The 12,464-nt window shown below is 47.8% G+C and carries 15 protein-coding genes; 7 read left to right on the top strand and 8 right to left on the bottom strand.

Going from position 1 to position 12,464, the window contains the following annotated elements:
- The first annotated feature begins 137 nt into the window (after positions 1–137).
- On the top strand, positions 138–488 hold the full coding sequence (locus AC6R1A_RS05105) for a hypothetical protein (RefSeq protein ID WP_500646149.1): 351 nt from the start codon (positions 138–140) through the stop codon (positions 486–488).
- A gap of 172 nt (positions 489–660) precedes the next feature.
- Complete coding sequence (locus AC6R1A_RS05100; protein ID WP_500625496.1) at positions 661–795, top strand: hypothetical protein; 135 nt, start codon at positions 661–663, stop codon at positions 793–795.
- Positions 796–899: 104 nt separating this feature from the next.
- On the opposite strand, the gene AC6R1A_RS05095 is transcribed toward AC6R1A_RS05100, so the two are convergent.
- The 6 genes from AC6R1A_RS05095 to AC6R1A_RS05070 all read right to left on the bottom strand — a co-directional run bounded on the left by AC6R1A_RS05095 (position 900) and on the right by AC6R1A_RS05070 (position 6,521).
- Positions 900–1,520: a glutaredoxin family protein gene (locus AC6R1A_RS05095; protein WP_500633475.1), complete on the bottom strand. Its 621-nt coding sequence runs from the start codon at positions 1,518–1,520 to the stop codon at positions 900–902.
- 75 nt (positions 1,521–1,595) lie between these two features.
- A complete protein-coding gene (locus AC6R1A_RS05090; protein WP_500633476.1) occupies positions 1,596–2,948 on the bottom strand; it encodes an MATE family efflux transporter in 1,353 nt (450 codons plus the stop codon).
- A gap of 35 nt (positions 2,949–2,983) precedes the next feature.
- A complete protein-coding gene (locus tag AC6R1A_RS05085; protein ID WP_500630862.1) occupies positions 2,984–4,921 on the bottom strand; it encodes a monovalent cation:proton antiporter-2 (CPA2) family protein in 1,938 nt (645 codons plus the stop codon).
- Positions 4,918–5,529: an NAD(P)H-dependent oxidoreductase gene (locus AC6R1A_RS05080; protein ID WP_500630861.1), complete on the bottom strand. Its 612-nt coding sequence runs from the start codon at positions 5,527–5,529 to the stop codon at positions 4,918–4,920. Before AC6R1A_RS05080 ends, AC6R1A_RS05085 begins: the two co-directional genes overlap by 4 nt.
- A gap of 180 nt (positions 5,530–5,709) precedes the next feature.
- Complete coding sequence (locus tag AC6R1A_RS05075; protein WP_500630860.1) at positions 5,710–6,249, bottom strand: YaeQ family protein; 540 nt, start codon at positions 6,247–6,249, stop codon at positions 5,710–5,712.
- Between the two features lie 62 nt (positions 6,250–6,311).
- Entirely contained in the window at positions 6,312–6,521 is a 210-nt protein-coding gene (locus AC6R1A_RS05070; RefSeq protein ID WP_038204438.1) for a cold-shock protein, read from the bottom strand.
- 401 nt (positions 6,522–6,922) lie between these two features.
- Here AC6R1A_RS05070 and AC6R1A_RS05065 point away from each other — a divergent pair, with 401 nt between their 5' ends.
- Positions 6,923–7,126, top strand: a complete 204-nt coding sequence (locus AC6R1A_RS05065; RefSeq protein ID WP_334568195.1) for an alternative ribosome-rescue factor A — start codon at positions 6,923–6,925, stop codon at positions 7,124–7,126.
- A gap of 50 nt (positions 7,127–7,176) precedes the next feature.
- Here the strand turns inward: AC6R1A_RS05065 and AC6R1A_RS05060 are convergent, their stop codons facing one another.
- Positions 7,177–8,340, bottom strand: a complete 1,164-nt coding sequence (locus tag AC6R1A_RS05060) for a threonine/serine exporter family protein (protein ID WP_500630859.1) — start codon at positions 8,338–8,340, stop codon at positions 7,177–7,179.
- Between the two features lie 500 nt (positions 8,341–8,840).
- On the opposite strand from AC6R1A_RS05060, the gene AC6R1A_RS05055 reads away from it, so the two are divergent.
- From AC6R1A_RS05055 to AC6R1A_RS05040, 4 genes are all read left to right on the top strand, one after another.
- Positions 8,841–9,215, top strand: coding sequence for an NADH:ubiquinone oxidoreductase (locus AC6R1A_RS05055; RefSeq protein ID WP_500630858.1), 375 nt, complete (start codon positions 8,841–8,843; stop codon positions 9,213–9,215).
- A gap of 226 nt (positions 9,216–9,441) precedes the next feature.
- The gene (locus tag AC6R1A_RS05050; RefSeq protein ID WP_500630857.1) at positions 9,442–10,608 is read left to right on the top strand and encodes a serine hydrolase; all 1,167 of its coding nucleotides are present in this window, start codon (positions 9,442–9,444) and stop codon (positions 10,606–10,608) included.
- 161 nt (positions 10,609–10,769) lie between these two features.
- The gene (locus AC6R1A_RS05045; protein ID WP_334553355.1) at positions 10,770–11,123 is read left to right on the top strand and encodes a helix-turn-helix domain-containing protein; all 354 of its coding nucleotides are present in this window, start codon (positions 10,770–10,772) and stop codon (positions 11,121–11,123) included.
- Positions 11,124–11,181: 58 nt separating this feature from the next.
- Complete coding sequence (locus tag AC6R1A_RS05040; RefSeq protein WP_500633477.1) at positions 11,182–11,397, top strand: DUF3820 family protein; 216 nt, start codon at positions 11,182–11,184, stop codon at positions 11,395–11,397.
- A 110-nt stretch (positions 11,398–11,507) separates the two neighbouring features.
- Here AC6R1A_RS05040 and AC6R1A_RS05035 read toward each other — a convergent pair whose 3' ends face one another.
- Positions 11,508–12,347, bottom strand: a complete 840-nt coding sequence (locus AC6R1A_RS05035; RefSeq protein WP_500633478.1) for a hypothetical protein — start codon at positions 12,345–12,347, stop codon at positions 11,508–11,510.
- Positions 12,348–12,464 lie beyond the last annotated feature (117 nt).

Genomic DNA, 12,464 nt, shown 5'->3' with positions numbered 1-12,464 from the left:
TCATTGTTTCGCTTTAGGAAGTAATGAGACCACATCTTAATAGATTACGACGAAAACGCACGGGGTTTCGTCTGGAGTACCACTCAGTAGAGGATGTAGGTACAATGGCGCGGTTTGAATGCGATGAGAGATCGACAATGGAATACCAAGAGTTTGAAAGTTTAGTGAAAGCACTGTGCGAACAAGGCAGTCTGCCACAAGCATTAGAGATGCTGAAAGCCAGTAGCGATGAAGAAGTGGCGCAGGCGGCCGAGGCACTGACGGGTCAGTTTGCTCTAGCGAAAGTCGATGGGGAATCGCGTATTTACCATGTGACTCTGCAAGAAAACGAGCAAGGCGAAGAGCAGGAATTCATTGAGCACGTGATGAACGAAGGGGATGAGGTGATTCGCTTTGTGGCTTGGTTCTTCGATACGCAGTTTGACGTTAAGCGTAAAGATACCTACCAAATGGCGGGTAAAACCTACCAACAACCCAAGCGCAGTTAACGACACGCAGCCATGAAGGTGACCGTTTGAGAGCAGCGTTATTTGCACCCAAATGATCTATCGCGCACTAAAATGAAACAAGTGTGCAATTAAATAAAATAAATGTGATATATCTCTTGCTTTTGTTGTTTTTGTGATTAAAATCACACTCATGTTCTTTGAGGAGAAAATCATGAATAACGATCTAGCAGGTGCATACCTAGGCCAAATGATTGCAAAGCACGCCATGAACGAAATGTTTTACGGCAAGCCAAAAGCGAAAAAAGCGTCTTTCTTTAAGCGCGTACTGAACAAAATCGCTAAGTAATCTGGCACTGGCGAATCTAACGCCAAACGAACGAATAGATAATATTAAGCCCCATTTTCGATGGGGCTTAATTGTTTGTTCAAAACGTCATGTGATAGCCAGTGCTAGCCGTTAGAGGACTGATTTTGCATAACGACGACATTGTCAGGCACCTTGCCTAATCCTTTGTTAACAAGCCACGCCTCTAAGTTGTCAGCCCCTCCAATGTACTGACCATCCAGCCATATTTGTGGCACGGTAACGGGCGTTTTTTCACCGATGATCGCTTTTACTTCCGGGATCATTCGATACAAAGCCGCACTCTCTTTGACCACGTCGTGATAACGATATTCGATGCCTGCCTCATCGAGCAATGCCTTCGCTTTTACACAATAAGGGCATGTTGCTTTACCAAAGACGATATTACCGCTCAGTGTATCGTGCTCGGTCCATGCTTTTATGATCGACTGCACCAATACACCGCGGTTGAGGGCTTCCCCTTGACTGATCACTTTACCCTCGACCATCACAATTGGCGCATGCCACGCTCCGGCTTTGAGCGGCTCCCACCAATGAGAGAGCCAATCTTTCACCTCAAGTTCGACCGGCACATCGGCCAGTTCGTTGGCAAAGGTATCAGTGAGAATGTCTTTGGTCAGCGTGCACTCACCACAGGGAATGTTCACTTTGAATGGTCCCCAACTGCCCGCCCAGCGATAGAGGGTTACTTTGATTGGCGCTGCCATATGTCTCTCCTAGGTACGTCGTTTTGTCTGCTTTGTATTAAGAACGGCGAAAGCCACCTTTCATTTCAACTTATTTTATTTGGCCGATTCAATCGAGCGTAACGTACGCTGATACAGTACCCAAGCGCAGGCACCCGCGAGGAGATTACCGATGCTCGCTCCCCAAAAGAGCCCTTGAATCCCGCCGAGATAAGCGCCGACCCACAAACAGGGTAGGAAGAAGGCAAACAGTCGCAAGGCAGAGATGGTTAACGCTGTGTAGGCTTTACCCAGAGCGTTGGAAATAGAGACCATCAACATGCACACCCCCAGCGGACCTAAGCTAAATGGTACTAGCACCAAGTGCATCGAGAGGATCGATTCGACTTGATTTTCCCCCGTCATGAGATCGGCTAACAGACCCGAGCTAAGACCGGTCACCAGTGCAATCGCGAGCTGGAACAGCAAAATAAACTTAACCGCAATCGTGACGAGTTGACGGATATCCTTAATATTGCCGGCGCCGAGTAAGCGACCGACCATAGGGGGCATCGACATTGTCAATGCCAGCACTGAGACGATGGCAAAAAATTCATAGCGCGACCCCAATGCCCATGCGGCCACGGCGGCGGTGCCGTAACCGGCGACAAGCTTGGTCGCAAGCATTGAAGATAGGGGGGGAAGGAGCTGACTGACCATCGCCGGGCCCATAATGTTGCCAATAGAACGCACGCTGCTGAAAACGTTCAAGTCACTCCAATCAAAGCTCATCCACTCTTTACGTAGCACTTTAGGGGCGACGACCAGAATACCGCAGCCAAAAGCAACAATGGTGGCTATTGCGGCGCCGTTAATCCCTAGGTCGAGAGTAAAAATAAACACAGGATCAAGCGCTAAGTTTATTGCGCTGGTGACCATCATCATGGTGCCGGGTAGCAGAGTATTGCCGTTGGCGCGGCATATGCTGTAGAGAAAGTACAACACTGCGCCGACCCATGCGCTCGCCGCCCAAACGATCCAGTAGGTATCGATGATCGGTAAGACAGAGTCTGGTGCACTGAGTAGGCTCAGTATTGGCTTGCGCAGTAGATAAAGCACAACGGCGAAGGCCGCAACCCCTACGCTACCAATGGTAAGGACTAGCCCACCCAGTTGTTTGGCGTAGCGAGTGTCGTTGGCGCCCAGTGCTTTGGCGATGACTGCTGTCGTGGCGATACCTAAGCCAACTTGAATGCCAATAATGATCATTTGGATAGGCAAGGTAAATCCTTGCACCGCGAGTGGAAGCACACCGAGTTGGCCGATGAATGCACTGTCCACTAATTGAAAACTCATTAGCGAAAGGACGCCAAACAGCATAGGCCAAGTCATGGTGAACAGTTGCTGGCCTAATGAGGCTGTCTGTGAGCTTGTCTGTGTGTTAGTAGCGCTGTTGGATTTTCTCTTCATGGTCACTTCATTGCTGGTAAAACATGGCGACCGAGCTAGGCTCGATCTTGGGGATCGCTGTCATCAAGTTTGTCCGCGTATCCTTTGGGCGGTGGTGTCCAACCTCGTTCTCCGGGTTCATGTTGATCCTGTCTATCGGTGGACATCGACAATTTGATTTGCTGTTCTAACTCGATAAAGAGCTTGCGATAGTTGTTGTCAAAACGTTCGCCGTGGGAATCATCCTCCCAAGCGCGATAGAGCATATCCGATTTGCGCTCTTCCACTTCTTTGTAGGCGGTTTTATGTTGCTCGACATAAAACGGATGAAAGTCTAGGGCCCTCATGGCCTGCGCACCCATCTCTAGGGCGGAGTGGTACGTCTCTAGCTCAATGACATCAGCCCCCGCTTGACGAAGACGATAGCCGTGTCCTCTATCGAACGCACGGGCAAGAATTTTGACATGAGGGTAGGTGTGTTTCACGTACTTAGTCAGCTCTACGCTGCTTTCGCGATTGTCCATGGCGAGTATGATCATCGCCGCCTCTTCAATGCCTGCGGTATGGAGTAAATCAGGACGAGTCGCATCACCAAAGTAGGCTTTGGTCTCAATTTGCCTCATCATATCCACCTGATCCGCTTGGTGATCCAGTACAACGGTGTGTACGCCGTTAGCGACCAGTAGGCGATTGACCACTTGGCCAAATCGACCAATCCCAGCGATGATAACTGAGCCTTTTTCATCAATCACATCGGCGTCCTGATCGTTGGCCTTCGTCTGAAAACGCGGCAAGATAAACTTATCGTAAAAGATGAATAAGCCAGGGGTGAGGAACATCGATAGCGCGACGACTAAAGAGAGCCTCTGAGCGATATCAAACGGCAATACGTGATTTTGCATACTGAAACTGAGCAGCACAAAACCAAATTCCCCTGCCTGCGCCAAGCTGAGCGTGAACAACCAACGGTTGTTGTTTTTAATTCGAAACGCCCAAGCAAGGAGATAGAGGATGCCACCTTTCAGTGCCATCACGCCCAGTGTTAGGCCTATAATCAGGAAGAAATCGTTAAAGAGAATCGAGAAGTCGATGCCAGCGCCGACCGTGATAAAAAAGAGCCCCAGTAACAAGCCCTTAAAGGGGTCGATGTTGGATTCGAGCTCATGACGAAACTCACTGTTTGCCAGAACAACCCCCGCCAAAAAGGTGCCCAGTGCGGGGGACAGGCCAACTAAGCTCATCAATGCGGCGATACCCACAACTAACATTAGGGCCGTAGCGGTGAATATTTCTCTTAGGCCGGAGCTGGCTACAAAGCGAAGCAGTGGCCGACTCAGGTAGTGCCCGCCAATGACCAACCCTGCAATGGAGGCGACAATCACCATCGCATACGCCCAGCCTGGCAGATGCGCGACTAAGCTGAGCTCTTCATGGTGCTCGGCGGCATTAGCTGCCAGGTTTTGTGCTTGCTCGACCAACTCAGGTAATGCTAACAGTGGGATAAAGGCCAGCATAGGGATGACGGCGATATCTTGAAAGAGCAATACAGAGAAGGCGTTTTGGCCACCCTCTGTTTTGGATAGCCCTTTCTCGTTAAAGGTTTGCAGGACAATCGCTGTCGAAGAGAGGGCAAAAATCAGCCCTATCGCTAACGCTATCGTCCATGTGATCCCAAACCAAATCGCGATGTACATGGTGGCCAGTGTCGTGAGCGTGACTTGCAATCCGCCCAGCCCTAATAGACGATTTCGCATTGACCAGAGCATTTTAGGTTCAAGCTCTAAGCCAACTAAAAACAGCATCATCACCACACCAAACTCAGCGAAATGCTGGATTGTGGTGGTCTCTTCACCGACCAAACCGATAATGGGCCCGATCACCACTCCCGCAATCAAATAGCCCAGCACAGAACCGAGGCCAAATCGCTTGGCTAAGGGCACGGCAATCACAGCCGCGACTAAATAGATAAAGGCTTGGAGAAAATAGAGGGTCATGCATGGCCTCCTTGACTCAGATAGTCATTGAGTGTGGCGGCCTCTGCGGCGCTATTGACCTCCACACGGTCTGCGACCAGATCATTCAGGAGTTGGGTCCACTGTGATAAGTGAGCCTCAATCCGACCATCTTCCTTAGCGGTTCGAGCGCCAAAAAGAGCAAACGGTGGTAGGTAGGTCATGCCAGTGAGTGTCGCCATTTGTTCAATGGGATGCAGTAGCGCACGAATGGGGAAGTGATTGTAACCATCGGTTTGGTAGGCATCTTGTTTCCCTCCGGCCGATAAAGCGCAAAAAAACAGTTTACCGTGTAGCGCATTGGCATCTTGCCCGTAAGCAAAGCCGTACTCAAGTACCAAGTCTTGCCACTCTTTTAAAATAGCGGGCGTGGAATACCAATAAAGCGGAAACTGGAAAATCACCACGTCGTGTTCGCGCAAACGTTGCTGCTCTCTGTCTATGTTGATGTTGTAGGTCGGGTATTCCCAGTAGAGGTCGACCGCGGTGACACCTTGGCATTGCTTGGCTGCATCAAACAGTCGCTGATTGACTTCTGAACGCGCAGAAGAGGGGTGTGCGTAAAGCACCAACACTTTCTTTTCAGGCATACACAATCTCGTGTTTTTTCAGGTAAGTACCCATTTTTACAATGGTGAGCGCCCATTGTGGCACAGGACCGAAAGGATAACTATGAGTGACCTACAAGTCACAGATATTAGCTTAGTGTATTTGAAGAGAATGTGTTGAAAAGGGCGACACAACAATGTGTGTGTCGCCCGAATAGAGGATCAGTGCTGATGCTGAAGTGTCGTGACTGCGACTTCAAATGAACCCTGTTCACAATCAATAAAGAGACTATCGCCGGTGATCATCACCGACAAATCCATCGTGCGAGCGACCACATCGGCAAGCGCTTCGACGGTGTCAGCGTCTAAACGGTAAATCGACGCAGGGTATTGATGGGCCTTGTTTTTACTTTGCTCCCACCATACATCAGATTTGCTATTGAACGAGTAGACGATCACTTGCTGAGCGATTCGCGTCGACTTTTTGATTCGGTCAAGAGAGGGCTCACCCACATCGACCCAAAGCAGTGTTTGATCGTCGAGTGATTTGACCCAAAGGTCTGGTTCTTCGGTGGTAGAGAGACCTTTAGTAAAGGCTAAATCCGGTTGCCATTGTAGGCAGTACGCTAAGACGCGGGCCATCATACGAGCGGTCGTTTCTGACGGGTGCTGGGCAAGCGTCAGTTGAGTGGCATCGTACAAGTCACGATTGGTATCAGACAAGTTGATGCGAAATTTATAAATAGTGGGTTTGAGTGCCATAATACTTCAATAAAAAAATAGCCAGCGAATGCTGGCTATCATAATTCTTTAGTACTTGAAAATTAAAGTACTTTGATGTTCTCAGCTTGTGGGCCTTTTTGACCTTGAGAAACAACGAACTCAACTTTTTGACCTTCAACTAGAGTACGGAAACCGTCGCCAGTGATTGCAGAGAAGTGAGCGAAAACGTCAGGACCGTTTTCTTGTTGGATGAAACCGAAACCTTTAGTTTCGTTGAACCATTTAACTGTACCAGTAACAGTGTTAGACATAATGTATATCCTTGATAAATCTTATAAAGCCATGACGGCACCTATAGCGTGGAAAAGGAGATTGCTATTGCGCACGACGTTAAGGCAGATATACAAGAAATCTAACGATAACGGCGAAAGTAAACAAGAACCGTTTTCTAGCTGCCTGACAGTCTAATGCTAAGTGCAACTAAGTCAATAAAAATCGGTGTAAATTATTTAGAAAAACAAATGTTTTCATTAGAATTTTGCGCTAGGTTTACTTTCGAAAATATTATCGTAGCTCGTATAACTAGTGTAACATTCGATTGCTTGGTTGAATGTGTGGCTAAGTGACTGGTGAAAACCTGCTATTGAGTGTTTTGTCAGTCAAATAAACCGTGTTATGAACCGAACAAATCAAAGAGAAAAAAGGAACAGTGATGAAAAAAAGTAAGGGCGATCTCACGCTTAGTGTGACGTTGGAACATGATATGGGCAGAGGGGTGGTGAAAGATAACGCCTTAAAAGCACTTGTGACGAGTTCGATGTATCGAACACAAGTCGAGAAAGCGAAGAAAGGCAAAGGCAGTTTCAGTCGTAAAATGAAACACAAAGGCAAAGAGCCCTACTCCATAGCTGCCTAAAGGTAACTATCGAATAGGGCTCTTAGTTTCAGAAGCTAGAGTGTTTGGCGTTAGCGTTCAATTTTTGGCGAATAGAGGGAGTACGCGGTAATCTGCCCTGCCACGATCGCTGAGAACATGAACAACGCAGAAAGCCCGATACTCGGAATGGGCAAAATCGATTGTTCAAAGACGGATTGGCCCGCACTGACTAACACGCGGCTACCCGGAACCAAAATGATGATGCCCTGCACAATGTAGATGCTACCCGTCAATTCCATCTTTTTCGCCAACCACGTGCCATATAAAGTGATCAGCACTGTCGTTACCCAAGTTCCGACGACCCAGCCGCTCTCAAAGCCTAAATAAAATGGCCCCCACATGCCGAGCATCGCCACCGGCAGCCCCAGCAAAATGTCCTTTGGTCTTGCGTTAAAGATAATGCCGAGTGAAATCGAAATCAGAAACAGGCCACTGACGTGCAACCAAAGCGGAACTTGATTGATGTAAGTGCTAGCGGCAGCTTGCCCCCATATGGCTTCACCAATGTTGAGCCCCATAACGATACCGACAAACAGCTTAATCAACGAGAGCGCACTTTGTCCGAGTAAGCTCGTGCCAGACACCAAATCATTGAAGGCGAGACACTCAAGGGAGTTGGCAATCGACAACCCCGGAACGAACAGCACGATGGAGGCAATACAAAGTGCCCAGACCGGTATCTGCGCCGATGTGCTGGCAAAATAGGCCACCAGAATGCCAGTCAATAACGCCGAGACAAACTCCACCGCGATCGCACGGCGAGCTTTACACACTTGCTGCGTCATCCACACCACAAAACCAAGTAGCACAGAGAGTAAAATCGCATCGATGGTACTGCCGACCAGCATCAAATAGGCCGGTGGAATCCCCATGTTCGCCAGAGCAATCACCCATTTCGGGTAACCGATAGGCTCTGGAACAGGTTCGGAGCTGGGTTGGTTAATACGAATGATGGTATTGGCCAATAAACTCAGATTGATCGACGCGAGAGGATGGCGGCGCATCACGACGGCGTTATTGTCATCCGGAAACTGATAGTTCACCGTGGTAGGCGTGGCTTGAACCATCACATCGACGCCGTGTTTACGGGCGTAAAACTTAGTGTATTTTTCTAGCTTATAAGGCGCACAGCCGCTGCGATGGAGCGTGTCTCCGATTTCGACGATTTTTTTGATTCGGTATTCTGAAGGCATGAGTGAATGACATCCGTTGGAATGCACAAAGTTGAGTGCGCGAAAGGTATCAGAGCGTGACTAGCGTGTAAATATCGAACAGCGCATTGTTATAGAGGTGGGGTAACCGATGTTTTAAAACTGATGACGCATGCGCTTATGCCAATCTATGGATCAAAAATGAAAACTAGGGTTTTGCTGTATATAAATGGCGCTACTTTTGCCTGTGTTGAAGTGATTTAGATCATAAAACAGCCACTATTTTTAGATGTAACGTTTGTTATCGACTTGTAATTTTTGTGCCGATTTATGTGTGTGAAGGCTGCAAGCCCAGGTAGTGTAATCACTCCAGTAAATCTATCTGTAACAATTATTTAACCATTGTTGATTCTGGTCGGATGAGCCTATTTTGGGTCAAAAAACGCGCTTGCATTTGGTGGGGGAAAGGCGAAAATATACGCAAAATGAGTTTGCGAAAATGAAAGGAAGCTTTTTTCTAGGTTTAAAAAGCGAGGCACACAATGAAACTGTTTCTTATCCTTATGATGTCTGTATCTGCGGGCGTAGCGTCTGCTGATCACTTTCACTCTTTCTTGCTCGGTGTTTCGATTGCGACACTGGCAGTCGCAAGCTGCTACTGGTGCGCGTTTCAGCGTGTTCAATTCCCGCAATTGGCGTTGGCGATGTTGATACTCGGTTTGTTCGCGAAGTTCTTTGTCGCCGCGGCGGGCGTGCTCTTCGGTGTATCACAAGGTCTAATTACTTCACCGCTGGTATTTGTGATGAGCTATCTCTATTTCTCGATCGTCGCGACGTACCTCTGGTATCGCTACCGTAATCGACGCACCAAAAATCCATTTTCGGTGAAGCGCACGCTCTCGGGATTCGCAAATTGATAAGCGGAATCCACACTCAGCATCGATGCTGAGTGTTGTGACCTATTACTAAAGCCAGCGACCAGTCGCTGGCTTTTTCGTCCTTACTCTTTTTACCTGTTGCCGTGTGATTGTTACGTCAAATCTCGCTCAATAGTAACCATTGATTACAACAGGGCTGCAAGCAGCATCAGGTTGTTTATACTCAGGTAAGTGTGTTAACCCAACAGGACATTTACCGCGAATTATGAAAAAACACTCTTTGATAGCGTCGGTCTTCCTTTCTTCTTTGGCGACTGCTCACGTAGCAGTGGCTGCTCCAACGATTGTTCCTGATGCGCCGGTGTTGGGCGCCAATGGGTATATTTTGATGGACTACAACACAGGTCACGTGTTAGTCGAGAAAAACGCCGACACCAAACTTAACCCAGCCAGTCTGACTAAGTTGATGACGGCCTATGTCGCTGGGCAAGAAGTGAAAGCAGGCAACATCTCCTTAGACGATGATGTTCGAATTAGCCAACGCGCATGGGCGAAGAACTTCCCTGATTCATCGAAGATGTTCATTGAAGTCGGCACCGACGTGAAGTTGATGGATCTCTACCGCGGGTTGATTGTTCAATCAGGTAATGACGCCAGTGTCGCCATTGCTGAGCATGTGGCAGGCAGCGAGGACGCGTTCGTTAGCTTGATGAACTCTTGGGCGGACAAGTTGACACTCACCAACACGTCCTACACCAACCCCCATGGTCTAGATAGCGATGGTCTGTTCTCCACACCTCGGGATATCGCTAAGCTCAGCCAAGCGATTATTCGTGAACTACCGGACATTTATCCGCTCTACAGCGAAACCTCCTACACCTACAACGGCATTACTCAATACAACCGTAACGGTTTATTGCGTGACCGCAGCATGAATGTCGATGGTATGAAAACCGGTTATACCAGCGGCGCCGGCTACAGCTTAGCGACATCAGCAACCAGTGGCGACATGCGTTTGATATCGGTTGTGATGGGTTCAAGCAGCACCAAATCACGTGAGTCAGAAAGCAAGCAGTTACTGAGCTACGGTTTTCGCTTCTTCGATACCATCTCGCCAACCCGAGCCGGTCAATCGGTCGCCTCACCTAAAGTGTGGATGGGTAAAACCGATACCGTGGACGTGGGTGTGGAAAAAGATGTTTTCATCACTCTAGCGAAAGGAGACGTCACCAAGCTCACCGCCGAAGTTGAATTTAGTTCCGATCTTGTTGCGCCGATTGCACAAGGCGAAACCCTAGGACAAGTCATTTACAGCATCGATGGCGAAACCGTGGCGACGGCCCCACTGATTGCCCAGCAACCTGTCGAGGAAGGTGGCTTGTTTAAGAAGCTGGTGGATTGGTTTAAGCGCCTGCTAGCGAGCCTGTTCTAACTCTCCCCTCGATATATCGCGGGCACTTTGTGCCCGCAGATTTCTCGCCAAAGATTCAAATTGCGCTAACTTCTCTCTGACATCGTCTTGACGCGCTGCGCGGACAATACCGCCTTATTGACTCAACTTTATTATCGCGACCATTGAACAACGAGAGCAGCATGGAATTTACCGAACAAGACAGAGAGGCGATCTACACGACTTGGATGTCGCAAAAATCAAAGATGCGCCTAACGCAAATGGAGTTTGCGAAGAAACTGGGCATGAACCAACTGAGCTTCTCGCGCGTGCTGCGCGGTGAGGCGCCGATGACAATGCCTTTTGTCACCAAGTTCTGTCACTTACTTCACTTAGACCCCAAATTGGTGGTGCCCAGCTTAAAAGAACGCAGCGATCAGGGACCGAAAATTGTCTACTTGCAGAGCCGTATGAGCGTTGATGGCGAAATCCAAAACGCTTATATCGAAGGCAATCAAGTGATTGTCGAATACGCACATGTGGTGCGAGAAGGGTAGTCATGTTAGGGTATCGCGCGACCCATTTATCCAAACAGCGCACTCTGGTTACCCCACCATGCTTGAAAAAGAAAACCTCATCAAACTGGCTCGCACCCCTATGCCTTTTGGCAAATACGCGGGCCGCATTCTCATTGACCTACCTGAAGAATACCTGCTGTGGTTTGATCGCAAAGGCTTCCCAAAGGGCGAGCTTGGTGACTTGCTTAAGCTCTGCCTCGCGTTAAAGATTGAAGGCTTAGATAGTGTCGTCAAGCCCTTAAAGCAATTGTAATTAGCGAATTTCCTATGCTCTAACATTAAAAGAGAGATTGTTGTCACTTTGCTTTCCAACAATCTCTCCAATATATCAACTAATTTCTAAACATAACCGCTAGTTTACGCCTATGGCTCGATATTTAACGAATCAAATGGCTGTCCAGCAGGGTTTTGCTTACTGTACATATTGCGTAAAACACGTTCAGCATTTTTATTGAATGCAGCTCCGTTACCAAACCCATCAAAGTGATTACTCATACCAAGAGCATGTGCTAACTCATGCAAGCTTACCTCATTGTTCGCGATTGTTGTGCAGCCGGGATCAGGCTCAGATATACTGTCTAACTGTATCCATGCATACCCACTACCCCATTTGGTTTTATCTATACCGTAATCGTTGCCTACAGCATAAGAAACAAGATTGGTGCTGTACGGTCTACTTGAAACTCTTCCTGAACTGCAAGACCCTGATAATGTCCCTTTGCTCCAAATAAATCCCCAATCTGTAGGCAGTTCTGAGTAGTCGATATCAAAGAATGGGGTATCATCGAACTCAAGTGAGATAACTCCTTTTCTATCAAATAACTGATATCCAATGATCTCTTCAGCTTTGTTCAAGGCATATTCAAAACGAGGATCTACAGCGTCTAAGTAGTAGGTAGGTATTAGCTCACCAGAATCTCTAAACCGAGTTAGGTGAGGGTATTCTGGTGCCGAACTACCATCTGCAAAGCAGTACACTCCATTACAGTAATCATCGGCATAGTCTGGTGAAACAAGTACACCCCAAGAACCGTATACATTCTGAGTACATGGAGTTGCTTCTGCTAAGTTACTACATTTAATTAGTGCTGAAACTTCGCTATCTGATAGTGTTTTGTCTCCTTCATCATTATCACTCCCACAACCTGCAAGTGCGATTACAGCAATAACTGACGTTGCAATAACTGAGTTTTTTAAAAACATTGTGTTCCTTGTTCCTTGTTCCTTGTTCCTTATTTATTAGATATTTATCCATATTTTGTAGAGCTTAAACCTCTGTTGCATAATAACCTGAAAGCATGTATTAGGAGGTTTTTTTTT

The sequence above is a fragment of the Vibrio sp. R10-SG3-ISO3 genome (assembly GCF_059834225.1).
Note: the sequence above shows the minus strand (reverse complement) of the source record. Positions and strands in the feature narration are given on the sequence as shown.

What these genes read in the sequence shown, in the direction of transcription:
- AC6R1A_RS05105 (WP_500646149.1), top strand. Translation starts at nt 138, where the DNA reads ATGGAATACCAAGAGTTTGAAAGTTTAGTGAAAGCACTGTGCGAACAA.
- AC6R1A_RS05100 (WP_500625496.1), top strand. Translation starts at nt 661, where the DNA reads ATGAATAACGATCTAGCAGGTGCATACCTAGGCCAAATGATTGCAAAG.
- AC6R1A_RS05095 (WP_500633475.1), bottom strand. Translation starts at nt 1,520, where the DNA reads ATGGCAGCGCCAATCAAAGTAACCCTCTATCGCTGGGCGGGCAGTTGG.
- AC6R1A_RS05090 (WP_500633476.1), bottom strand. Translation starts at nt 2,948, where the DNA reads ATGAAGAGAAAATCCAACAGCGCTACTAACACACAGACAAGCTCACAG.
- AC6R1A_RS05085 (WP_500630862.1), bottom strand. Translation starts at nt 4,921, where the DNA reads ATGACCCTCTATTTTCTCCAAGCCTTTATCTATTTAGTCGCGGCTGTG.
- AC6R1A_RS05080 (WP_500630861.1), bottom strand. Translation starts at nt 5,529, where the DNA reads ATGCCTGAAAAGAAAGTGTTGGTGCTTTACGCACACCCCTCTTCTGCG.
- AC6R1A_RS05075 (WP_500630860.1), bottom strand. Translation starts at nt 6,249, where the DNA reads ATGGCACTCAAACCCACTATTTATAAATTTCGCATCAACTTGTCTGAT.
- AC6R1A_RS05070 (WP_038204438.1), bottom strand. Translation starts at nt 6,521, where the DNA reads ATGTCTAACACTGTTACTGGTACAGTTAAATGGTTCAACGAAACTAAA.
- AC6R1A_RS05065 (WP_334568195.1), top strand. Translation starts at nt 6,923, where the DNA reads ATGAAAAAAAGTAAGGGCGATCTCACGCTTAGTGTGACGTTGGAACAT.
- AC6R1A_RS05060 (WP_500630859.1), bottom strand. Translation starts at nt 8,340, where the DNA reads ATGCCTTCAGAATACCGAATCAAAAAAATCGTCGAAATCGGAGACACG.
- AC6R1A_RS05055 (WP_500630858.1), top strand. Translation starts at nt 8,841, where the DNA reads ATGAAACTGTTTCTTATCCTTATGATGTCTGTATCTGCGGGCGTAGCG.
- AC6R1A_RS05050 (WP_500630857.1), top strand. Translation starts at nt 9,442, where the DNA reads ATGAAAAAACACTCTTTGATAGCGTCGGTCTTCCTTTCTTCTTTGGCG.
- AC6R1A_RS05045 (WP_334553355.1), top strand. Translation starts at nt 10,770, where the DNA reads ATGGAATTTACCGAACAAGACAGAGAGGCGATCTACACGACTTGGATG.
- AC6R1A_RS05040 (WP_500633477.1), top strand. Translation starts at nt 11,182, where the DNA reads ATGCTTGAAAAAGAAAACCTCATCAAACTGGCTCGCACCCCTATGCCT.
- AC6R1A_RS05035 (WP_500633478.1), bottom strand. Translation starts at nt 12,347, where the DNA reads ATGTTTTTAAAAAACTCAGTTATTGCAACGTCAGTTATTGCTGTAATC.